Genomic DNA, 21005 nt, shown 5'->3' with positions numbered 1-21005 from the left:
GAGAATGCAACGCTCCGCTCCCCCCTCCGGAGGATTCGCTCGATGAAGCTCGCCGCCCGACTCGCCGCGCCCCTGGCGGCACTGGCCCTCGCCGGGCTGACCGCCTGTGCTCCTCAGACCTCCGACAACTCCTCCTCCGGGGAGGACGAGAAGACCGGCACCCTGCGGGTGTGGCTCTTCCAGGAGGTGAGCAACGAGCCGAAGCAGAAGGTCGTCGACAAGGTGGTCGCCGCCTTCGAGAAGGCGCACGACGGCGCGAAGGTGAAGGTCGAGTACATCCCCGTCGAGACCCGCGCCCAGCGCATCAAGGCCGCCTTCAACGATCCCGAGAGCGCGCCCGACGTCATCGAGTACGGCAACACGGACACCGCCGGCTACGTGAAGGACGGCGGACTCGCCGACGTCACCACGGAGTTCAACGCCTGGTCCGAGGCCAAGGACTCCGACCCGACCGCCAAGACGTCCGTGACGGTCGACGGAAAGGTCTACGGGGCGCCGTTCTTCGTGGGCGTGCGCGCCCTGTACTACCGCACCGACGTCTTCGAGGAACTCGGCCTCGAACCCCCGAAGAGCCTCGACGAGCTGGCCACCACCGCCAAGCGGATCCGCGCCGCCGAGCCGGAGCTGTACGGGCTCGTCGTCGGCGGGGCCTACACCTACGGGGCCATGCCCTTCGTCTGGGCCAACGGCGGCGAGATCGCCGAGGGCAAGGGCGGCTCGTACGCCTCGACCATCGACAGCGCGGCCGCCCGGAAGGGCATCGAGGCCTACACCTCGCTGTTCGGCGACGACAACTGCCCGGCCGCCAAGTGCGCGAGCATGGGCGGCAACGACACGGTCACCGCGTTCGCCGCGGGCAAGGCGGGCATGGCGATCGGCGGTGACTTCAGTCACGCGGCCGTGGAGGCCGGCAAGGTCAAGGGCAAGTACGCGGTCGTGCCGCTGCCGGGGGTGAAGTCCGGCTCGGTGGCCCCCGCGTTCGCGGGCGGCAACAACATCGGCGTCCTGAAGAGCACCACGCACCGCACCCTCGCCGTCGACCTGATGAAGCGGCTGGCGTCCAAGGAGACCCAGGGCGAACTCTTCGACGCGATGGGCTTCCTGCCGACGTACACGGACGTACGGGCCGAGGCGGCCGAGGAGGAGCCGTTCATCGAGCCCTTCGTCAAGACGCTGTCCTCCGGTACGAAGTTCGTGCCCGCCTCCCCGGCGTGGGCGCAGATCGACGCGTCGCTGGTGCTGCCGACGATGTTCCAGGAGGTCGTCAGCGGCAAGAAGGACGTGGCGGAGGCGTCGAAGGACGCGGCGAAGCGGATGAACGATGCCTTCGGCTCCGCTGGTTGAGCCGAAGGCGACCGAGGGGGCGGGGGGTGCCGCGCGTCGGCGCGTGCGGATTCGTCGTGGCTCGTCGCGCCCATCCGGCGGTAGCCGCGCATTCGGCACGGCCCCGCGCCCCCATGGGGGCGCCACCCCTTGGCTCTATCTCGCCCCCGCGCTGGTCGTCCTCGGCGGGCTGCTCGTCCATCCCCTCTATCAACTCGGGCTGATCTCGCTCTTCGAGTACACCCAGGCCCAGGTCAGCGGTGGTGCGCCGACCGCCTTCCGCGGAGTCGGGAACTACGCGGAGCTGTTCGGGGACCCCGAGTTCTGGCAGGTGCTGCTCGCCACCGTCGTGTTCGCGGCGGCGTGTGTGGTGTCCACGCTCGCCGTCGGGTGCGCGCTCGCCGTACTGCTGACACGAGTACGGGCCGTGCCGCGGCTCGCGCTGATGCTGGCGGCGCTCGGCGCGTGGGCGACCCCGGCGATCACCGGCTCCACGGTCTGGCTGCTGCTGTTCGACCCGGACTTCGGGCCGGTCAACCGCGTCCTGGGCCTCGGCGACCACTCCTGGACGTACGGGCGGTACAGCGCCTTCTTCCTCGTCCTGCTCGAAGTGGTCTGGTGTTCCTTCCCGTTCGTGATGGTGACCGTCTACGCGGGCATCCGCGCCGTACCGGCGGAGGTCCTGGAGGCCGCGGCTCTGGACGGCGCCTCGCAGTGGCGGATCTGGCGGTCGATTCTCGCGCCGATGCTCCGCCCGATCCTCGTCGTCGTCACCATTCAGTCGATCATCTGGGACTTCAAGGTCTTCACCCAGATCTATGTGATGACGGGCGGCGGCGGAATCGCGGGCCAGAACCTCGTACTGAACGTGTACGCCTACCAGAAGGCCTTCGCGTCCTCCCAGTACAGCCTCGGTTCGGCGATCGGCGTGGTGATGCTGGTGATTCTGCTGGCGATCACCCTGGTGTATTTGCGACTGCTGCGCAGGCAAGGGGAGGAGCTGTGAATTCACCGGGTTTCCCGCGTCGGCCCTGGCGGCTCGCCGCGGAGGCGTCCGCCCTGGTCATCGCGGTCGTGGTGGCGTTCCCGCTCTACTGGATGGTGCTGAGCGCCCTCAAGCCGACGGGTGAGATCGAGTCGTCCGAGCCCCGGCCGTGGACCCTCGCGCCGACCCTGGATTCCTTCCGCCGCGTCTTCGGGCAGCAGGAATTCGGCCGTTACTTCGCCAACAGCCTTGTCGTCGCCTGCACGGTGGTCGTCGCCTCCGCGCTCATCGCGTTTCTCGCCGCGACGGCGGTCACCCGATTCCGCTTCCGATTCCGGACCACCTTGCTGATCATGTTCCTGGTGGCCCAGATGGTTCCGGTGGAGGCCCTGACCATCCCCCTCTTCTTCCAGATGCGCGACTTCGGTCAGCTCAACACCCTGGGCGCGCTGATCCTGCCTCACATCGCCTTCTCACTGCCGTTCGCGATCTGGATGCTGCGGGGCTTCGTGAAGGCCGTACCGGAGGCGCTGGAGGAGGCCGCCCAACTCGACGGGGCGAGCCGCTCCCGATTCCTCTGGCAGATCCTTTTCCCCCTCGTCTTCCCGGGGCTGGTCGCCACCAGTGTCTTCTCCTTCATCTCGGCGTGGAACGACTTCCTGTTCGCCAAGTCGTTCATCATCAGCGACACCTCCCAGTCGACCCTGCCGATGGCCCTCCTGGTCTTCTACAAGCCGGAAGAGCCGGACTGGGGCGGCGTGATGGCCGCGTCCACCGTGATGACCGTCCCGGTGCTGGTCTTCTTCGTACTCGTACAGCGACGGCTGGTCTCCGGACTGGGCGGCGCGGTGAAGGACTGATGTGAACTCCCACCTGATTCCGGCGCCCCGCGGCGTCGCGGCCCGTGCGGGCGAGGTACGGCTGACGGCGCGCTCCCGGCTCTTCGCCTGCGAGGGGACGGAGGGCGTCGGCCGCTGGCTGGGCACCGTACTGCGGGACGCCACCGGCCTGCCGCTGCGCGAGGGTCGGGAACCGGACGACACCGAGGAGGACGGCATCGGGCTCCGGCTCGACCCCGGCCTCGGTCCCGAGGAGTACCGCCTCGTCAGCGACCCCTCCGGCGTCCTCGTCGAGGGCGGCGGCGCGGCCGGTGTCTTCTGGGGTGCGCAGACCCTGCGTCAACTCCTCGGCCCCGAGGCGTACCGCAGGGCCCCGATCCACCGCGACCGCGCCTGGACCGTGCCGTACGTCACCGTCGAGGACGCCCCCCGCTTCCGCTGGCGCGGCCTCATGCTCGACGTCGCCCGGCACTTCATGCCCAAGGACGGAGTCCTGCGCTATCTGGACCTGATGGCCGCGCACAAACTCAACGTCCTCCACCTGCACCTGACCGACGACCAGGGCTGGCGGGTCGAGATCAAGCGGTACCCCCGGCTGACCGAGGTCGGCTCATGGCGGGCCCGAACGAAATTCGGCCATCGCGCCTCACCCCTGTGGGAGGAGAAGCCGCACGGGGGTCACTACACCCAGGACGACGTCCGCGAGATCGTCGCCTACGCGGCGGAGCGGCACATCACGGTGGTCCCCGAGATCGACGTCCCGGGACACAGCCAGGCCGCCATCGCCGCCTACCCGGAACTCGGCAACACCGACGTCGTCGACACGGCCTCCCTCGGCGTCTGGGACACCTGGGGCGTCAACAGGAACGTACTCGCCCCCACCGACCGCACCCTGCGCTTCTACGAGGGGGTGTTCGAGGAGGTCCTGGAGCTCTTTCCGGCCGATGCCGCCCCGTTCTCGGCGTTCGTGCACATCGGCGGCGACGAGTGCCCCAAGGACCAGTGGCGGGAGTCGGCCGCCGCGCAGGCCCGGATGCGGGAGCTGGGGCTCGCGGACGAGGACGCGTTGCAGTCGTGGTTCGTCCGGCACTTCGACAACTGGCTGACCGCGCGCGGGCGTCGCCTGATCGGATGGGACGAGATCCTGGAGGGCGGCCTCGCGCCGGGGGCCGCTGTGTCGTCCTGGCGGGGGTACGCGGGCGGGGTCACGGCGGCCCGCATGGGGCACGACGTGGTCATGTGCCCCGAGCAGCAGGTGTATCTGGACCACCGTCAGGACGGCGGCCCCGACGAGCCGGTGCCCATCGGCTGGGTGCGCACCCTGGAGGACGTCTTCCGGTTCGAGCCCGTTCCACCGGAGTTGACGCACGACGAGGCTCGGCACGTGCTGGGCACCCAGGCCAATGTGTGGACCGAGGTGATGGAGGACCAGGCGCGCGTGGACTACCAGACGTTCCCGCGCCTGGCGGCCTTCGCAGAGGTGGCCTGGAGCCGGCTGCCGGCCCCCGCCGAACGTGACTTCGGCGACTTCGAGCGGCGGATGACGGCACACCGCGCGCGACTCGACGCCCTGGGGGTCGGTTATCGGCCGCCTTCGGGCCCCCGTCCGTGGCAGCGGCGACCCGGTGTGCTCGGACGTCCGATCGAGGGGGCGCCCCCGAACGTGTGAGGCGGCCGCGAAGGCGTAGGACGGAAAGCGCGTGCCCTGCGACGGTGGCCGCACGGGACACGAGTGGAACGAGAGGTGCGAGAGCCCCCGGAAGGGGTCAATCCCCGCCTACGGGAGATGCCGTGCCAAAACGGACCATCTCTCGGGTGAGGTGGGCGAATGCCTCCTGGCGGACCCCCGCGTTCGGGCCTCGCGAGAATGTGCCAGAGTTGCCACGTCCGCCCTGTCAGCACGTACCGTACGGCAACACAGGCGGACCAGGGTCTGCCGCTCGGATCATGCCGGCTTCGGGCAACGGTGTCGGATGATGCGCGTCCCAGGCGTGATCCGAACGACGGACCCTACGGTGGGGCAGCGGGAAGGGGCAGCCGGTTTGACCACGCACGCACCGCAGGCGGCGCAGGCCGTGACCCTGCCCGGCTCGCTGGACGAGGCCGTGGCGGCTCTCGCCGCCATGCCCTGGGCGGTTCCGGTGGCGGGCGGCACGGACCTCATGGCCGCGGTCAACTCCGGGCAGCTCAGGCCCGCCGCGCTGGTCGGGCTCGGCCGGATCAGCGAGATCCGCGGCTGGCAGTACCAGGACGGCCATGCCCTCCTGGGAGCGGGACTGACGCACGCCCGGATGGGGCGCCCGGACTTCGCGGCGCTCATTCCGGCGCTCGCCGCCGCCGCGCGCGCCGCCGGACCACCGCAGATCCGCAACGCCGGTACCCTCGGCGGCAACATCGCGACGGCCGCCCCCACCGGGGACGCGCTGCCCGTGCTCGCCGCCCTGGAGGCCACGCTGATCATCGCGGGCCCGGGCGGGGCCCGCCGTGAGATGCCCGTCTCCCACCTGCTGGCCGGCATGGAGATGCTGCGCCCCGGTGAACTCATCGGCTTCGTGCGCGTGCCGCTGCTGCACGCCCCCCAGGTCTTCCTGAAGGCCACCGGGCGCACCGGCCCCGGCCGCGCGGTCGCCTCCGTCGCCCTCGTCCTCGACCCCGCCCGGCGCGGGGTGCGGTGCGCCGTCGGAGCCATAGCGCCGATGCCGCTGCGCCCGCTGGACGCCGAGGCGTGGGTCGGTCAGCTGATCGACTGGGACGGCGAGCGCACCCTGGTGCCCGAGGCGCTCCAGGCCTTCGGCGAGTACGTCGCCGCCGCCTGCATCCCGGACCCGGCGCCGGAGGTCGACGGCTCCGTGACACCGCTTCCGCCCGCCGTACTGCACCTGCGGCGCACCGTCGCCGCGCTGGCCCGACGAGCACTGGGGAGGGCACTGTCGTGACCGACGACCAGCACGGAGAGGGCACCCCGCAGCAGGGGGGCCAGGGCGGCTGGGAGCGGCTGCCGCAGGGCGACTACGACGACGGCGCCACCACGTTCGTCCAGCTCCCCGAGGGGGGCATCGACGCGCTGCTCGCCGCCGACAGCCCGCTGGCCGCGCCCGGCCACGGCTACGTGCCGCCGCAGATAGCGACGAATTCCGTCAACCCGGTCCCGGTGCACCCGGGGCAGGTCGGTGACACGGCCCACACCGCCGGCACCGACCCGTCCGTCCCGGGCACCTGGACGATGCCGGCCGGGGGCGCCGAGTGGCACGACCCGAACGCCGGGCAGCCCTCGCCGCCGACGCAGCACGGGTTCACGTACAACCCCGGCTCGACCGGGCAGTGGACGTTCGAGGAGCCGACCGCGCCGGAAGGCACCGCTCCCGGTCACGATGTGACCGGCGAGTGGTCGATTCCGGTCGCCGGTGGTGATCTTCCGGACGAATCCGGTGAGTTCAGCACCTCGGCCCTGGTCGAGCAGTGGGGCGGCACCCCGCCCGCCACGCTCCCCGGCGGAGCCGCCGCGCCCTGGGCGACGGAGGAGATCGGCACGGCGTGGACCGCGCCGCCGCCGGCCCGGACCGAGGAGCACCCCGCCGACGAGCGCCCGGGCGACGAGCACTCGGCTGCGGGCCGCCCGGCGGGAGACGGTGCGCCGGGTACGGCCACGGACACCTCCGGCGAGCCCTCCGCGGCCTCTGGGAGCGCGTACCCCGGTCAGGGCCCCGAGACCGCCGGGGATGCCGCGGAAGGCGCTCACGAGCCCGCTGAGCCGGTCGGCGGGGCCGATACGGAGCCCACGGACACCACGGACCCCGAGCGGGCCGAGGAGCCGGAGACGGCCGCCGACGCGCCCGGGGCCGCCGAGTCCGGCGAGTTCGCCGAGCCCTCCGGGGCCGAGGGCGACCCGGCCCCGACCGAGGAGTCCGCCCCCGCCCCGCCCCCGCACGACGACCACCCCCTCGCCTCCTACGTCCTGCGCGTCAACGGAACCGAGCGGCCCGTCAGCGACGCCTGGATCGGCGAGTCGCTGCTCTACGTGCTGCGCGAGCGGCTCGGCCTCGCCGGCGCCAAGGACGGCTGCTCGCAGGGCGAGTGCGGCGCCTGCAACGTGCAGGTCGACGGCCGGCTCGTGGCGTCCTGCCTGGTGCCCGGCGTCACCGCCGCGGGCAGCGAGGTGCGCACCGTCGAGGGCCTCGCCGCCGACGGGCAGCCCTCGGACGTGCAGCGGGCCCTCGCCAAGTGCGGTGCCGTGCAGTGCGGTTTCTGCGTGCCCGGCATGGCGATGACCGTGCACGACCTCCTGGAGGGCAACCCCGCCCCCACCGATCTGGAGACGCGCCAGGCGCTCTGCGGCAACCTCTGCCGCTGTTCCGGCTACCGGGGCGTCCTCGCGGCCGTCCGTGACGTCGTCGCCGAGCGCGAGGCGCACACGGCCGCCGAGAACGAGGCCGCGGACACCGACGAGGCGCGCATCCCGCACCAGGCCGGACCCGGCGCCGGCGGCGTCAACCCGGCGGCGTACGACGCCCAGCAGACACCCCCACCGGCCCCGCACGACCCCGACCGGTCCTACGGCGGCCAGGGGCTGTCGTTCACCGGCCCGGACGACTCGTACGGCGGCCAGGGACAGTCCTTCGGAGGGCAGGACCAGTCCTTCGGGGGCCAGGACCAGTCGTTCGGCGGCCAGGACCAGTCGTTCGGCGGCCAGGATCAATCCTTCGGGGGGCAGGACCAGTCCTTCGGCGGCGGTCCGGGAGACACCTACGGCGGTCAGGGCCAGTCCTTCGCCGGTCAGGGTGACACGTACGGCGGCCAGGGGCAGTCGTTCGGCGGTCAGGACGACTCGTACGGCGGTCAGGGCCGGTCGTTCGGCCAGGACGGAGGCCAGGCGTGAGCAACGAAACCGTCATCGCGACGCCCGCGGGCCCCGGCGATGCCGCGCCCGCTCCCGAGCAGTTGCCGCACGGCCTGGGCGCGTCCCTGCCGTCCGCCGACTCCCGGGCCAAGTCCGAGGGCACCTTCCCGTACGCGGCCGACCTGTGGGCCGAGGGCCTGCTGTGGGCCGCCGTGCTCCGCTCGCCGCACCCGCACGCGCGCATCGTGTCCATCGACACGTCCCATGCCCGCGAGATGCCCGGCGTACGGGCCGTCGTCACCCACGAGGACGTGCCGGGCGTCGCCCTGCACGGCCGCGGCAAGGCCGACCGGCCCCTGTTCGCCTCCGAGGTCGTCCGCCACCACGGCGAGCCCATCGCGGCCGTCGCCGCCGACCACCCCGACACCGCGCGGATGGCCGCCGCGGCCGTCATCGTCGAGTACGAGGTGCTCGACCCGGTGATCGACCCGGAGCAGGCCTTCGAGGCCGAGCCCCTGCACCCCGACGGCAACCTCATCCGCCACATCCCGCTGCGCCACGGCGACCCGAACGCGGCCGGCGAGATCGTCGTCGAGGGCCAGTACCGCATCGGCCGCGCGGACCCGGCCCCCATCGGCGCCGAGGCCGGCCTCGCCGTGCCCCGCCCCGACGGCGGCGTCGAGCTGTACGTGGCCTCCACCGACCCGCACACCGACCGCGACGCGGCCGCCGCCTGCTACGGCCTGGCCCCCGACCGCGTCAAGATCGTCGTCACCGGTGTCCCCGGCGCCACCGCCGACCGCGAGGACCAGGGCTTCCAGCTCCCGCTCGGCCTGCTCGCCCTGAAGACCGGCTGCCCGGTCAAGCTGACGGCCACCCGCGAGGAGTCCTTCCTCGGCCACGCCCACCGCCACCCCACCCTGCTGCGCTACCGCCACCACGCGGACGCCGAGGGCAAGCTGGTCAAGGTCGAGGCGCAGATCCTGCTCGACGCGGGCGCCTACGCCGACACCTCCTCGGAGGCGCTGGCCGCCGCCGTCTCGTTCGCCTGCGGCCCCTACGTGGTCCCCAACGCCTTCATCGAGGGCTGGGCGGTCCGCACCAACAACCCGCCCTCCGGCCATGTGCGCGGCGAGGGCGCGATGCAGGTCTGCGCCGCCTACGAGGCGCAGATGGACAAGCTGGCGAAGAAGCTGGGCATCGACCCGGCGGAACTGCGCATGCGCAACGTGATGTCCACGGGCGACGTGCTGCCGACGGGCCAGTCGGTGACCTGCCCGGCGCCGGTCGCCGAACTCCTCCAGGCCGTCCAGGAGTTCCCGCTGCCCGCCCTGCCCAAGGACACACCCGAGGAGGAGTGGCTGCTCCCGGGCGGCCCCGAGGGCGCGGGCGAGCCGGGTGCCGTGCGGCGCGGCGTCGGCTACGGCCTCGGCATGGTCCACATGCTCGGCGCCGAGGGCGCGGACGAGGTCTCCACGGCCACCGTGAAGGTCCACGACGGCATCGCGACCGTCCTGTGCGCCGCCGTCGACACCGGCCAGGGCTTCTCCACCCTCGCCCGGCAGATCGTCCAGGAGACCCTCGGCATCGACGAGGTCCACATCGCCCAGGTCGACACCGACCAGCCCCCGGCGGGCCCGAGCTGCCGAGGCCGGCACACATGGGTCTCCGGCGGCGCGGTGGAACGCGCGGCGAAGATGGTCCGCACCCAGCTGCTGCAGCCCCTGGCGCACAAGTTCGGCATGTCCACGGAGCTGCTGCAGATCACCGACGGCAAGATCACGTCGTACGACGGTGTGCTGTCCACCACGGTCGCGGAGGCGATGGACGGCAAGGAACTGTGGGCCACCGCCCAGTGCCGCCCGCACCCCACCGAACCGCTGGACGAGGCCGGCCAGGGCGACGCGTTCGTGGGCCTCGCCTTCTGCGCGATCCGCGCGGTCGTCGACGTCGACATCGAACTCGGCTCGGTCCGGGTCGTGGAGCTGGCGGTCGCCCAGGACGTCGGCCGGATCCTCAACCCCGACCAGCTCACCGCGCGTATCGAGGCGGGCGTCACCCAGGGCGTGGGCATCGCGCTGACCGAGAACCTGCGCACCCCGCGAGGCCTGGTCCGCCACCCCGACCTGACCGGCTACGCCCTGCCCACCGCCCTCGACGCCCCCGACATCCAGCTCGTCAAACTGGTGGAGGAACGGGACGTCGTCGCCCCCTTCGGCGCGAAGGCGGCCAGCGCGGTGCCGGTGGTCACCTCACCGGCGGCCGTCGCGGCGGCGGTACGGGCGGCCACGGGCCGCCCGGTGAACCGCCTGCCGATCCGCCCGCAGGCGGCGGTGGTGACGGGGGCGTAGGGCCGGGGGAGGCGCCCGCGGGCGGCCTCCGGCACAGCCTTCGACGTGCGGCTTCGCGCGTAGGGCGGGCGTTGTCAGTGGGGCGGCGTATGGTTCTGGGAAGTGGGGACGACGACCGCTCGGCGGTGCGGGGACCCCACAGGGGGAAGCACACTGAGAACCATGTGCCGGGGGGAGCCATGAGCACGATGACGATGGGGACAATGGGCCTGACGGACCTGAACGACCTGCGTGACCCGACCCACCTGAACGACCTGGCGGTGCTGACCGGAGGACCGGTCACCCGCTCCGGACTGGCGCTGGACCTGCCGGCCCGGTTGCTGGACGAGGAGTTCGGCCCGAGCAGGGTGTGGCGCTTCGAGGACTTCGACTTCCCGGCCACGCTCACCCATGAGCCGACCCGCCGCTTCCTGCGGGACATGGGCCTGCCGGAGGACCACGGCTTCTTCCACCTCGACACGGACATCCCGCTGCCGACCCTCGCCGAGTACTACGCACACGAGGGCGCCGGTGCCGGCACCCCCGACCGACTCCCCTCCCGGGCGGCCCACTTGATCCGCCTCGGCCACTTCGTCGAGGGCAACAGCCTCGTCGTCGACGGCACCACCGGCGCGATCCTCAACTGGAGCGAGCCCGAGTCGACCCTCTGCCCCCTCGACGCCGACCTCTCCACCCTGGCTTTCACTCTCTGGCTCCTGCACCGCGAGAAGCAGGAGAAGACGGCGACGGGTTGCTGGGTGGACCGCCTGCGCAACGAGGCGTGCGCGGAGCTCTGACCCCCGCCGGACCTCACGCACCCCACGGACCCGGCCACCGGCACACGACGACGGGCCGACCGCTGAGAAGGCGGTCGGCCCGTCGACGTACGGAGGCCGTGGCGGGAATCGAACCCGCGTAACTCGCTTTGCAGGCGAGTCCCTGAACCACTCGGGCACACGGCCGGGTTGGGAGCGGGAGACCGGTGGGGCCTGTCGCTCCGAACTCGATGCGTCGACCGTAGGCGGGGCTCGGGTGGGGGCTCAAGGGCGGCGGGGGTGCCGCAACGGGACTGCCATACGCCGTTCATGAAAGGGCGTGTGCGGGGTCGGCGTACGGGCCGGGCGTAGGACCAAGGTCCCAGGGGGCGAGGGGCCTTAGACAGGGGCGAAAGTCTGTCGTGCCCCTTACGCTGGCGGGCATGGCCGACTCCGAACCGCGTGGCGCGGGTGTCACGCAGAGCCCTGTTCCGACCTCGGTCGCCGGCGGCGAGGAAGGCGTGCTGAGCCGCTCCTACCGGGGGCTCAGCATCGGGATCGTCTCGGTCGTACTGCTGATCGCCTTCGAGGCCATGGCGGTCGGGACGGCCATGCCGGTCGCCGCGCGGGAGCTGGACGGGATCTCGGTGTACGGGTTCGCGTTCTCGGCGTACTTCACGACGAGCCTTTTCGGGATGGTGCTGGCGGGGCAGTGGGCGGACCGGCGGGGGCCGCTGGGGGCGCTGACGGCGGGGATCGGTGCCTTCGCGGCCGGGCTGGTGCTGTCGGGGACGGCGGCCGCGATGTGGCTCTTCGTCCTCGGACGGGCCGTGCAGGGGCTCGGCGGCGGGCTGGTGATCGTCGCGTTGTACGTCGTCGTCGGGCGCGCGTACCCGGACCGGCTCCGGCCGTCGATCATGGCGGCCTTCGCGGCGAGCTGGGTCATCCCGTCCGTGGTCGGCCCCCTCGCCTCGGGCGCGGTGACGGAACAGCTCGGCTGGCGCTGGGTGTTCCTGGGGATCCCGGTGCTGGTGGTCCTGCCGTTGGGGCTGGCGCTGCCGCAGATCCGGCGGCGGGCCTCCGGGCCGGTGACCTCCAACTCCGCCTCCGCCTCCAACTCCGCCACGGCCTCCGCTCCCTCCGCCTCCTTCGACCGCCGACGGATCCGGCTCGCCTTCGGTATCTCGCTCGGGGCCGGGCTGCTGCAGTACGCGGCTCAGGATCCGCGGTGGTGGTCGCTGGTGCCGGCGGTCGCGGGGGTCGGACTCCTCGTGCCGGCGGTGGCGGGGCTGTTGCCGAGAGGGACGTACCGGGCGGTGCGGGGGCTGCCGTCGGTGGTGCTGCTGCGCGGGGTGGCGGCGGGCTCGTTCGTGGCGGCCGAGTCGTTCGTGCCGTTGATGCTGGTGACCCAGCGCGGGCTGTCACCGACGCTCGCCGGGTTCTCGCTGGCGGCCGGTGGGGGGACCTGGGCGCTGGGGTCGTGGGTACAGGCGCGGGCGCGGGTGGAGCCGTACCGGGAGCGACTGATGACGGTGGGCATGGTGCTGGTCGCGGCGGCGATCACCACGCTGCCGGGGGTGCTGATCGACTCCGTCCCGGTGTGGACCGTGGCCGTCGCCTGGGCCTTCGGCTGTTTCGGGATGGGGCTGGTGATCTCCTCCACCAGCGTCCTCCTGCTCCAGCTCTCCGCCCCCGAGCAGGCCGGCACCAACTCCGCGGCCCTGCAGATCTCCGACGGCCTGTCCAACGCGCTCCTCCTCGCGACGGGCGGCGCCGCCTTCGCCGCGCTCGGCGGCGGCGCGGTCGGCCACACGGCCGCCACGAACACCGCGGCCGCCTCCCACCCGGCCGCCTTCGTCGCGGTGTTCCTGCCGATGGCGGGGGTGGCGTCGGTGGGGGCCTGGGTGACTACGCGGTTGCGGGCGCGGTGAGGGAGGGGCGGGGACGGGCTCGGGACGTCGGCGGGGTTCGTAAACCGGTGGTTATCGGGTGATCGCAGCCCCTGGTCTCGCCCCATGACCGAGATCACCCTCCGCCTCGACCCCGAGCGCCATCGCGCCCTCGCCGACCTCGCCGACGCCCAGGGGCGACGGCCGGAGGAGGTGGCGGTAGAAGCCGTGGACATGCTTCTGCGGACGGAGGCGGGCAGCGTGCGGGCGCGGGCCGAGCGGCTCGCCGCGCAGCATGCCGAGTTGCTGCGGAGGTTGGGCGAGTGAGCGCGGAGACGCAGGAAATGAGCCGTCAGGAAATGAGCCGTCATCTGACGGTCGCCGAGGTGTCGGCCATCGCCGGGATCGCCTTCGGCGGGCGGCAGCCCGAGACGCGCGAGGCGGGGCTGCTGGAGTCGGCCGTGCACCGTTCGCGTGCCCGGATGTTCGGCACCGCCGCCTACACCGACCGCTACGAGCAGGCCGCCGCCCTGCTCCACGCCCTCGCCACCAACCACCCCCTCGTGGACGGCGACAAGCGAACGGCCTGGCTCGCGGCGGCCACCTTCCTGGCGGTCAACGGGGTGGACCTCGCGGCGGTGGACCAGGACCGGGCGTACGACCTGGTCATCGATGTGGCGTCCGGTGGGGAGAGCGAGGTCGGTGCGATCGCCGAGCGGTTGCGGGGGTTGTGAGGTGGATCCCATCGCCGGGGGAGGGGGTGTCGTACGCGCGTCGACACGGTCCGGGCGCCGGTAGGGTGGCCCGGTTGTCATACGTAGCCGAGGTGTCCGAGTCGCTGCGCGAGTCGCCCGGGGCTACCCGCCGAGCCGCTCAACCCCCAGACCGGAGACCGTGACTACCACCGCCACCTCCTCCTCGAACCACCACCTCTCGCCCGCCTTCCCGGGCCGTGCCCCCTGGGGCACCGCCAGCAAGCTGCGCGCCTGGCAGCAGGGGGCGATGGAGAAGTACATCCAGGAGCAGCCGCGGGACTTCCTCGCGGTCGCGACCCCGGGCGCCGGTAAGACGACCTTCGCGCTGACGCTCGCGTCCTGGCTGCTGCACCACCATGTCGTGCAGCAGGTGACGGTCGTGGCGCCCACCGAGCACCTGAAGAAGCAGTGGGCGGAGGCCGCGGCGCGGATAGGGATCAAGCTGGACCCCGAGTACAGCGCGGGACCGCTCAGCAAGGAGTACGACGGGGTCGCGGTCACGTACGCCGGAGTGGGCGTGCGGCCCATGCTGCACCGCAACCGCAGCGAGCAGCGCAAGACCCTGGTGATCCTGGACGAGATCCATCACGCCGGTGACAGCAAGTCCTGGGGTGAGGCCTGTCTGGAGGCGTTCGAGCCCGCCACCCGGCGGCTCGCGCTCACCGGTACGCCCTTCCGGTCCGACACCAACCCCATCCCCTTCGTCACCTACGAGGAGGGGGCGGACGGCATCCGGCGGTCCTCCGCCGACTACACCTACGGCTACGGCAACGCGCTCGCCGACAACGTCGTGCGGCCCGTCATCTTCCTCTCCTACAGCGGCAACATGCGCTGGCGCACCAAGGCGGGCGACGAGATCGCCGCGCGCCTCGGCGAGCCCATGACCAAGGACGCGGTCAGCCAGGCCTGGCGTACGGCGCTCGATCCGCGCGGTGAGTGGATGCCGAGCGTGCTGCGCGCCGCCGACCAGCGGCTCACCGAGGTCAGGAAGGCCATCCCGGACGCCGGTGCCCTCGTCATCGCCACCGACCAGGACTCCGCCCGCGCCTACGCCAAGCTGATCCGGGAGATCACGGGGACCAGCGCGACGGTCGTCCTGTCCGACGACTCCGGTGCCTCGGACCGCATCGACGAGTTCAGTCGCAACACCGACCGGTGGATGGTCGCCGTGCGGATGGTGTCCGAGGGTGTCGACGTGCCCCGCCTGGCGGTCGGGGTCTACGCCACCACCATCTCCACGCCGCTCTTCTTCGCCCAGGCCGTCGGACGTTTCGTCCGGTCCCGGCGGCGCGGCGAGACCGCGTCCGTGTTCCTGCCGACCGTGCCCGACCTGCTCACCTTCGCCAACGAGATGGAGGTCGAGCGGGACCACGCCCTCGACAAGCCGAAGAAGGCGGGCGAGGAGGACCCGTACGCCGAGGAGGACAAGCTCCTCGCGGAGGCGGAGAAGCAGCAGGACGAGGACACCGGCGAGCAGGACATGCTGCCGTTCGAGGCGCTCGAGTCCGACGCCGTGTTCGACCGGGTCATGTACAACGGCGCCGAGTTCGGCATGCAGGCCCATCCCGGCAGCGAGGAGGAGCAGGACTACCTCGGCATTCCGGGGCTGCTGGAACCCGACCAGGTGCAGCTGCTGCTGCAGAAGCGGCAGGCGCGGCAGATCGCCCACAGCCGCAAGAAGCCGGACGCCGAGGCCGACCTGGTGGAGCTGCCGGCAGACCGGCGGCCCGTGGTCACCCACAAGGAACTCCTTGAGCTGCGGAAACAGCTCAACGGCATGGTCGGCGCGTACTCCCACCAGAGCGGCAAGCCGCACGGGGTCATCCACACCGAGGTACGACGGGTGTGCGGCGGACCGCCGAGCGCCGAGGCCACGGCGGGGCAGCTGCGCCAGCGGATCGCCAAGGTGCAGGAGTGGGCGACCCGGATGAAGTGACGCCGGGCGCTCCGGGGGTGCGTGAAGGTGCGTGAGGGTGTGTTCCGGGGAGCGTGCCGTGCGTGGTGCGCTCGTACATTTCGCGACAAAGCGAAGTAGTCCGTACCGGACACTGCCCGGATTCTGGACGGAGTCTTCCGCTCAGCGAACCCGCTCGTCTACTGTCCCGCTACGCACACGCCCCGTGGCAGCGCCGCCGCGGAGCGCAGCCGTGAAGCGACTCCGCCCGGATCATCCGGGTTCAGCCGATCGGCGGCCTCTGTAGCGCGTCGCCGAACGGGACCGGTGACGCATCAGCCGTGACAGGGGTCGCCGCCCTCACCCAAGAAGGAGTGGGCGTCGTGACCGCGGAGACCTCTCAGACGCTTGATCGGGGACTGCGCGTCCTCAAGCTGCTCGCCGATACCGACCACGGGCTGACCGTCACCGAACTGTCCAACAAGCTCGGGGTCAACCGGACTGTTGTCTACCGCCTGCTCGCCACCCTGGAGCAGCACTCCCTCGTCCGTCGTGACCTGGGCGGACGTGCCCGGGTGGGGCTGGGGGTGCTGCGGCTCGGGCGGCAGGTGCATCCGTTGGTGCGTGAGGCCGCGTTGCCGGCGCTGCGCTCGTTGGCCGAGGACATAGGGGCGACCGCCCACCTCACGCTCGTCGACGGCACCGAGGCATTGGCCGTCGCCGTCGTCGAGCCGACCTGGACGGACTACCACGTGGCGTACCGGGCCGGGTTCCGCCACTCGCTGGACCGGGGGGCCGCCGGGCGGGCCATCCTGTCGGGGCGGCAGCAGCCGGGGGACTGGCCGGGGTACGCGCTCACTCACGGTGAGCTGGAGGCCGGAGCGAGTGGGGCCGCCGCGCCGCTGCTCGGGGTGACGGGGGTCGAGGGCAGTGTGGGCGTGGTGATGCTGGCCGACGCGGTACCGGAGCGGGTGGGCCCGCGGGTGATGGACGCGGCACGGGAAGTGGCCGACGCGCTCCGGTGACGCAGGGGTCGGTCAGGCAGGGTCCGGCGACGCAGGGTCCGGTGACACGGGCCGCCGTGACGCGGGCCGCCGTGACGCGGGCTCCGGCGACGCGGACTCCGGCGACGCGTGGTCCGATGACACCGGCGCCCCCTGCTAGGGGTGTCGTTCCAGCCAGTCCAGCAGGTGTGTGGTGAAGGTCTCCGGCTGCTCCATGTTCGCGTAGTGGCCGACGCCCTCCATGGTGACGGTGTGGCCCTTCGTGGCGACCGTGCCGACCAGGCGTTCGGCCATGGCGATGAGGTCCGGGGCGTCCAGAGCGCCGTTGATGGCGAGGGTGGGGGCGGTGATGCCGGCGGCGCGGGCCCAGGTGTCCGTGACCGGGACGTGCCAGTCCGTCTCGCCGACGGTGTGCTTGAGGGCGGTGGCGCGGCTCATCTCCCGTACCCGCCGTACGACGTCGGGGTCCACGTCCTCGACCGACCGGTACGGGCCGGCGACGGCCTCGCCGACCACTTCGAGCCAGCCCTCTAGGTCACCCGACATCAGCGTGCCGTAGTACCGGGCGACGCTGTCCTTGGTCCAGGGGTCCGTGTGCTCAGGCTCGCTGGTGCCGACGCCGCTGACGACGAGGGCGCGTACGAGGTCGGGATGCTCCAGGGCCGTGTCGACCGCCGTGCCCCCGCCCATCGACATCCCGACCAGGACCGCCGGGCCGGTGTCCAGGTGGCGCAGCAGGGCGGCGAGGTCGTCGGTGAGGCGGAACGGTCTGCTCGCGTTGGCGGAGGCGCCGTGGCCTCGCGCGTCCGGGGCGATGACCCGGTGACCTGCCGCCGTCAGGGCGGGCACCAGGTCGCGCCACATGGTGTGGTCCGTGAAGCCACCGTGCAGCAGCACGAGCGGGGTGCCCGAACCGGCGTCCTGGTAGGCGAGGGGACCGTCGTCGGACTGGAAGGTGCGGGTGAGGACCTGCGAGGCATCAGTCATGACAACCAAGGTGTCATGTTGCGGGAAAGATGACAACCCAGTTGTCATCCTCTGGTGCGGTGGGGGCGTGGCAGACAATGAGCCGGTGACAGAGACCAATGAGCAGCCGGTGACAGAGACCAATGAGCCGCTGCCGCCCGACGCGCTCGCCGGGCGGCTGTCCGAGGTGTTCGCCGTCCTGGGGCCCCTCTACCGGCGGACGACCCGCGCGCTGGAGCTGAAGGAACGGAAGGAGGGGTTCCCCGTCGGCGTACGCGCCGTCCTGGAGCTGCTGCGGATGGCCGAGCGGCCGATGACCGTGCCGCAGATGGGGCGGACACTGGCGTTGAGCAGGCAGTTCGTGCAGCGGATGGTCAACGAGGCGGCCGGGCGGGACCTGGTCGAGGCCATCCCCAACCCCGCGCACCAGCGCTCCTCCCTGATCCGGCTGACCGACACCGGCCGTACGGCCATCGACGCGCTGGTCGCCCGGGAGAGCGCGCTGCTGAAGCAGGCCGGAGGCGATCTGACGGCAGCCGATGTCGACTCCTGTGTGCGGGTTCTGACGCAGCTCCTCGCACTCTTCGAGGACGTGGACGTCAACTGAGACGCACCGTCCGGCCTCGGCCGCGGTCCGGGGCACCACCGCCCCCTGGCCGGAAGTGCCCCTCACGTTAGATTGACCCCGTGCTCTCTCGTCTCTCCAGCCTTTCGCGTCCCGTCGCCGTAGCCATAAGCGCCCTGCCGGTGGTGGGGCTGCTCGCCACGGTGACGTTCGCGCCGTTGCCGTTCTCCGTGGCGCAGCCGGGGATGACGGCGAACGTGCTCGGCGAGAACAAGGGCGAACCGGTGATCACGATCAGCGGCGCGCAGGCCCGCAAGACCAGCGGCCAGCTGCGGATGACGACGATCGAGGCGACGGGACCGGACGCCCGTATCCACCTCGGCGACGTGCTCGACGGCTGGTTCCGTACCGACCAGGCCGTCATGCCGCGCGAGGCGGTCTACCCCAGCGGCGACACCACCGAGGAGATCCAGGAGCACAACGCGGCCGAGATGAAGGAGTCCCAGGACACCGCCACCGAGGCCGCGCTCGCCTACCTCGGCGAGGACTCCGATGACATCGAGGTCACGCTGCGGCTCGCCGACGTCGGCGGCCCCAGCGCGGGCCTGCTCTTCTCGCTCGGCATCATCGACAAGCTCGACGGCGACGGCAGCGGCGGCGACCTCACGGGGGGCCGCGTCATCGCCGGTACGGGGACCATCGACACCTCGGGCAAGGTGGGCGCGGTCGGCGGGGTCGCCCTCAAGACCCAGGCCGCCCGCCGCGACGGCGCCACCGTGTTCCTGGTCCCCAAGGCCGAGTGCTCCGACGCCAAGGCCGAACTGCCCAAGGGACTGCGGCTCATCCCGGTGACGACGCTGAAGGGCGCGGTCGGCTCCCTCGTCGCGCTGGAGACGGGCAAGGGGTCCGTACCGAACTGCTGACGGGAACACCGCGCCGTCGGCGCGCTGAAAGCGTCGGCTAGGTCGTCGTCTCCCGAGGCCCGTCGCTACGTTCGCGAAGCGCCTCCTGCTCCACCAGCGGGATGATCCGCAGCGGTACGGGGTTCTCCATGACGATCGCCGTGGCCGCCCGGACGATGCCGTCGATACCGACGACCCGGTCGATCACCCGCTGGAGATCGGCGTTCGACCGGGCCACCAGCCGGCACAGCATGTCCCCGCTGCCGGTCGTCGTGTGCAGTTCCAGCACCTCCGGCACGGTCGCCAGGTGCGCCCGTACGTCCGCCCCCTGCCCCTGCCGGATCTGCAGGGTCGCGAACGCCGTGACCGGATAGCCCAGCGCGGCCGGATCCACCTCGGGACCGAAGCCGCGGATGACGCCACTCGACTGAAGCCGGTCGAGCCGGGCCTGCACCGTGCCCCGCGCGATCCCCAGCCGCCGGGACATCTCCAGCACCCCGATCCGGGGCTCGCGCGCGAGCAGGACGATCAACCGCCCATCCAGATGATCGATCGCCACCAGACCTCCCGAGTTGGTCATGCTGCGCAGAACAAGCCGCACGATGGACATGTCACTGAACAGATTGTCCAGCCGATGCGCCAACTGTTGCACACCTTGCGGTGCGGGAGGACTCTGCGGTCATGGCAGCCACCTCCGCGCACACACCCGGCACATACGACGTCCCCGGCACCGCACGGCAGGCGGATCCCTTCCCGGTCAAGGGAATGGACGCGGTCGTCTTCGCCGTGGGCAACGCCAAGCAGGCCGCCCACTACTACTCCACGGCGTTCGGCATGCGCCTCGTCGCCTACGCCGGCCCCGAGACCGGCAGCCGCGAGACGGCGAGCTACGTCCTGGAGAACGGCTCGGCCCGGTTCGTGCTCACCTCGGTCGTCAAAGCCGCCACCACCTGGGGCCACTTCCTCGCCGAGCATGTCGCCGAGCACGGTGACGGCGTGATCGACCTCGCCATCGAGGTCCCGGACGCCCGCCGCGCGTACGCCTACGCCGTCGAGCACGGCGCGCGTTCCGTCATCGAGCCGTACGAGGTGAAGGACGAGCACGGCACGGTCGTCCTCGCCGCGATCGCCACCTACGGCACGACCCGGCACACCCTCGTCGAGCGCACCGGCTACGACGGCCCGTACCTCCCCGGCTACGTCGCCGCCGACCCCCTCGTCGAGCCGCCCACCCAGCGCACGTTCCAGGCCATCGACCACTGCGTGGGCAACGTCGAACTCGGGCGCATGGACGAGTGGGTTGAGTTCTACCACCGCGTCATGGGCTTCACGAACATGAAGGAGTTCGTGGGTGACGACATCGCCACCGAGTACAGCGCGCTGATGTCGAAGGTCGTGGCGGACGGCACGCTGAAGGTCAAGTTCCCCATCAACGAGCCCGCCCTCGCCAGGAAGAAGTCCCAGATCGACGAGTACCTGGAGTTCTACGGCGGCGCGGGCGTCCAGCACATCGCGCTCAACACGAACGACATCGTCCGGACGGTACGGACGATGCGGGCGGCCGGTGTCGAGTTCCTCGCCACGCCCGACTCCTACTACGACACGTTGGGGGAGTGGGTCGGCGACACCCGCGTCCCCGTCGACACCCTCCGCGAACTCAAGATCCTCGCGGACCGGGACGAGGACGGGTACCTGCTGCAGATCTTCACCAAGCCGGTCCAGGACCGGCCGACGGTGTTCTTCGAGATCATCGAGCGGCATGGGTCGATGGGCTTCGGCAAGGGCAACTTCAAGGCGCTGTTCGAGGCGATCGAGAGGGAGCAGGAGAAGCGGGGCAACTTGTGAGGGCGCCTTTGAGCTCGGGGGTTCGGGTGCGTCGGCGGGTGCGGGTCCGGTGGGGCTTCTCGCGCAGTTCCCCGCGCCCCTGAAAAGCAGGGGCTGCGCCCCGTGCTTTTCAGGCC

General features: G+C 71.8%; 18 protein-coding genes and 1 tRNA gene. 16 read left to right on the top strand and 3 right to left on the bottom strand.

Translation table 11 applies throughout. The features are described 5' to 3' along the window. The first annotated feature begins 42 nt into the window (after window positions 1–42). From RM704_RS30055 to RM704_RS30020, 8 genes are all read left to right on the top strand, one after another. On the top strand, window positions 43–1344 hold the full coding sequence (locus RM704_RS30055) for an extracellular solute-binding protein (protein ID WP_033524990.1): 1302 nt from the start codon (window positions 43–45) through the stop codon (window positions 1342–1344). Continuing rightward, complete coding sequence (locus tag RM704_RS30050; RefSeq protein ID WP_107072196.1) at window positions 1322–2329, top strand: carbohydrate ABC transporter permease; 1008 nt, start codon at window positions 1322–1324, stop codon at window positions 2327–2329. The genes RM704_RS30055 and RM704_RS30050 overlap by 23 nt, the downstream gene beginning before the upstream one ends. Beyond that, a complete protein-coding gene (locus RM704_RS30045; protein ID WP_033524992.1) occupies window positions 2326–3168 on the top strand; it encodes a carbohydrate ABC transporter permease in 843 nt (280 codons plus the stop codon). Before RM704_RS30050 ends, RM704_RS30045 begins: the two co-directional genes overlap by 4 nt. A gap of 1 nt (window position 3169) precedes the next feature. Then, window positions 3170–4816, top strand: a complete 1647-nt coding sequence (locus tag RM704_RS30040; RefSeq protein ID WP_033524993.1) for a beta-N-acetylhexosaminidase — start codon at window positions 3170–3172, stop codon at window positions 4814–4816. 373 nt (window positions 4817–5189) lie between these two features. Then, entirely contained in the window at window positions 5190–6083 is an 894-nt protein-coding gene (locus RM704_RS30035; RefSeq protein WP_033524994.1) for an FAD binding domain-containing protein, read from the top strand. Further along, window positions 6080–8023, top strand: a complete 1944-nt coding sequence (locus RM704_RS30030; protein ID WP_033524995.1) for a 2Fe-2S iron-sulfur cluster-binding protein — start codon at window positions 6080–6082, stop codon at window positions 8021–8023. The genes RM704_RS30035 and RM704_RS30030 overlap by 4 nt, the downstream gene beginning before the upstream one ends. Further along, window positions 8020–10335, top strand: coding sequence for a xanthine dehydrogenase family protein molybdopterin-binding subunit (locus RM704_RS30025; RefSeq protein WP_033524996.1), 2316 nt, complete (start codon window positions 8020–8022; stop codon window positions 10333–10335). Before RM704_RS30030 ends, RM704_RS30025 begins: the two co-directional genes overlap by 4 nt. Before the next feature lie 179 nt (window positions 10336–10514). After that, the gene (locus RM704_RS30020; RefSeq protein WP_311591374.1) at window positions 10515–11111 is read left to right on the top strand and encodes an SUKH-4 family immunity protein; all 597 of its coding nucleotides are present in this window, start codon (window positions 10515–10517) and stop codon (window positions 11109–11111) included. Between the two features lie 93 nt (window positions 11112–11204). Here RM704_RS30020 and RM704_RS30015 read toward each other — a convergent pair. Beyond that, window positions 11205–11276 (bottom strand) — tRNA-Cys (locus RM704_RS30015). Between the two features lie 236 nt (window positions 11277–11512). Here RM704_RS30015 and RM704_RS30010 point away from each other — a divergent pair. The 5 genes from RM704_RS30010 (at window position 11513) to RM704_RS29990 (ending at window position 16632) form a co-directional block, all read left to right on the top strand. After that, window positions 11513–13000, top strand: coding sequence for an MFS transporter (locus RM704_RS30010; protein WP_033524998.1), 1488 nt, complete (start codon window positions 11513–11515; stop codon window positions 12998–13000). Window positions 13001–13084: 84 nt separating this feature from the next. After that, window positions 13085–13285 (top strand): hypothetical protein, encoded by a 201-nt coding sequence (locus RM704_RS30005; RefSeq protein ID WP_033524999.1) that lies wholly within the window; start codon window positions 13085–13087, stop codon window positions 13283–13285. A 32-nt stretch (window positions 13286–13317) separates the two neighbouring features. Continuing rightward, window positions 13318–13692: a type II toxin-antitoxin system death-on-curing family toxin gene (locus RM704_RS30000; RefSeq protein WP_192829547.1), complete on the top strand. Its 375-nt coding sequence runs from the start codon at window positions 13318–13320 to the stop codon at window positions 13690–13692. Window positions 13693–13852: 160 nt separating this feature from the next. Next, entirely contained in the window at window positions 13853–15649 is a 1797-nt protein-coding gene (locus tag RM704_RS29995) for a DEAD/DEAH box helicase (protein WP_033525001.1), read from the top strand. A gap of 341 nt (window positions 15650–15990) precedes the next feature. Further along, window positions 15991–16632, top strand: a complete 642-nt coding sequence (locus tag RM704_RS29990; protein WP_033525002.1) for an IclR family transcriptional regulator — start codon at window positions 15991–15993, stop codon at window positions 16630–16632. Between the two features lie 135 nt (window positions 16633–16767). Here RM704_RS29990 and RM704_RS29985 read toward each other — a convergent pair whose 3' ends face one another. After that, on the bottom strand, window positions 16768–17598 hold the full coding sequence (locus RM704_RS29985) for an alpha/beta fold hydrolase (RefSeq protein ID WP_033525003.1): 831 nt from the start codon (window positions 17596–17598) through the stop codon (window positions 16768–16770). Window positions 17599–17707: 109 nt separating this feature from the next. On the opposite strand from RM704_RS29985, the gene RM704_RS29980 reads away from it, so the two are divergent. Together RM704_RS29980 and RM704_RS29975 are read left to right on the top strand one after the other, a co-directional pair. Further along, window positions 17708–18184, top strand: coding sequence for a MarR family winged helix-turn-helix transcriptional regulator (locus tag RM704_RS29980; RefSeq protein ID WP_033525004.1), 477 nt, complete (start codon window positions 17708–17710; stop codon window positions 18182–18184). 80 nt (window positions 18185–18264) lie between these two features. Continuing rightward, on the top strand, window positions 18265–19065 hold the full coding sequence (locus RM704_RS29975) for a S16 family serine protease (RefSeq protein ID WP_033525005.1): 801 nt from the start codon (window positions 18265–18267) through the stop codon (window positions 19063–19065). 37 nt (window positions 19066–19102) lie between these two features. Here the strand turns inward: RM704_RS29975 and RM704_RS29970 are convergent, their stop codons facing one another. Further along, on the bottom strand, window positions 19103–19603 hold the full coding sequence (locus RM704_RS29970) for an Lrp/AsnC family transcriptional regulator (protein WP_192829548.1): 501 nt from the start codon (window positions 19601–19603) through the stop codon (window positions 19103–19105). Between the two features lie 122 nt (window positions 19604–19725). On the opposite strand from RM704_RS29970, the gene hppD reads away from it, so the two are divergent. Beyond that, a complete protein-coding gene (gene hppD / locus RM704_RS29965; RefSeq protein ID WP_033525006.1) occupies window positions 19726–20889 on the top strand; it encodes a 4-hydroxyphenylpyruvate dioxygenase in 1164 nt (387 codons plus the stop codon). The last annotated feature ends 116 nt before the right edge of the window (window positions 20890–21005 follow it).

This window comes from Streptomyces gottesmaniae, from assembly GCF_031845845.1.
GTDB classification, from domain to species: domain Bacteria; phylum Actinomycetota; class Actinomycetes; order Streptomycetales; family Streptomycetaceae; genus Streptomyces; species Streptomyces akebiae.
This window is presented reverse-complemented; position numbering and strand designations above follow the sequence as displayed.

Excerpts from the sequence above, each read along its gene's own strand:
- RM704_RS30055 (WP_033524990.1), top strand. The coding sequence starts at position 43 with ATGAAGCTCGCCGCCCGACTCGCCGCGCCCCTGGCGGCACTGGCCCTC.
- RM704_RS30050 (WP_107072196.1), top strand. The coding sequence starts at position 1,322 with ATGCCTTCGGCTCCGCTGGTTGAGCCGAAGGCGACCGAGGGGGCGGGG.
- RM704_RS30020 (WP_311591374.1), top strand. The coding sequence starts at position 10,515 with ATGAGCACGATGACGATGGGGACAATGGGCCTGACGGACCTGAACGAC.
- RM704_RS30010 (WP_033524998.1), top strand. The coding sequence starts at position 11,513 with ATGGCCGACTCCGAACCGCGTGGCGCGGGTGTCACGCAGAGCCCTGTT.
- RM704_RS30005 (WP_033524999.1), top strand. The coding sequence starts at position 13,085 with ATGACCGAGATCACCCTCCGCCTCGACCCCGAGCGCCATCGCGCCCTC.
- RM704_RS30000 (WP_192829547.1), top strand. The coding sequence starts at position 13,318 with ATGAGCCGTCATCTGACGGTCGCCGAGGTGTCGGCCATCGCCGGGATC.
- RM704_RS29985 (WP_033525003.1), bottom strand. The coding sequence starts at position 17,598 with ATGACTGATGCCTCGCAGGTCCTCACCCGCACCTTCCAGTCCGACGAC.
- hppD (WP_033525006.1), top strand. The coding sequence starts at position 19,726 with ATGGCAGCCACCTCCGCGCACACACCCGGCACATACGACGTCCCCGGC.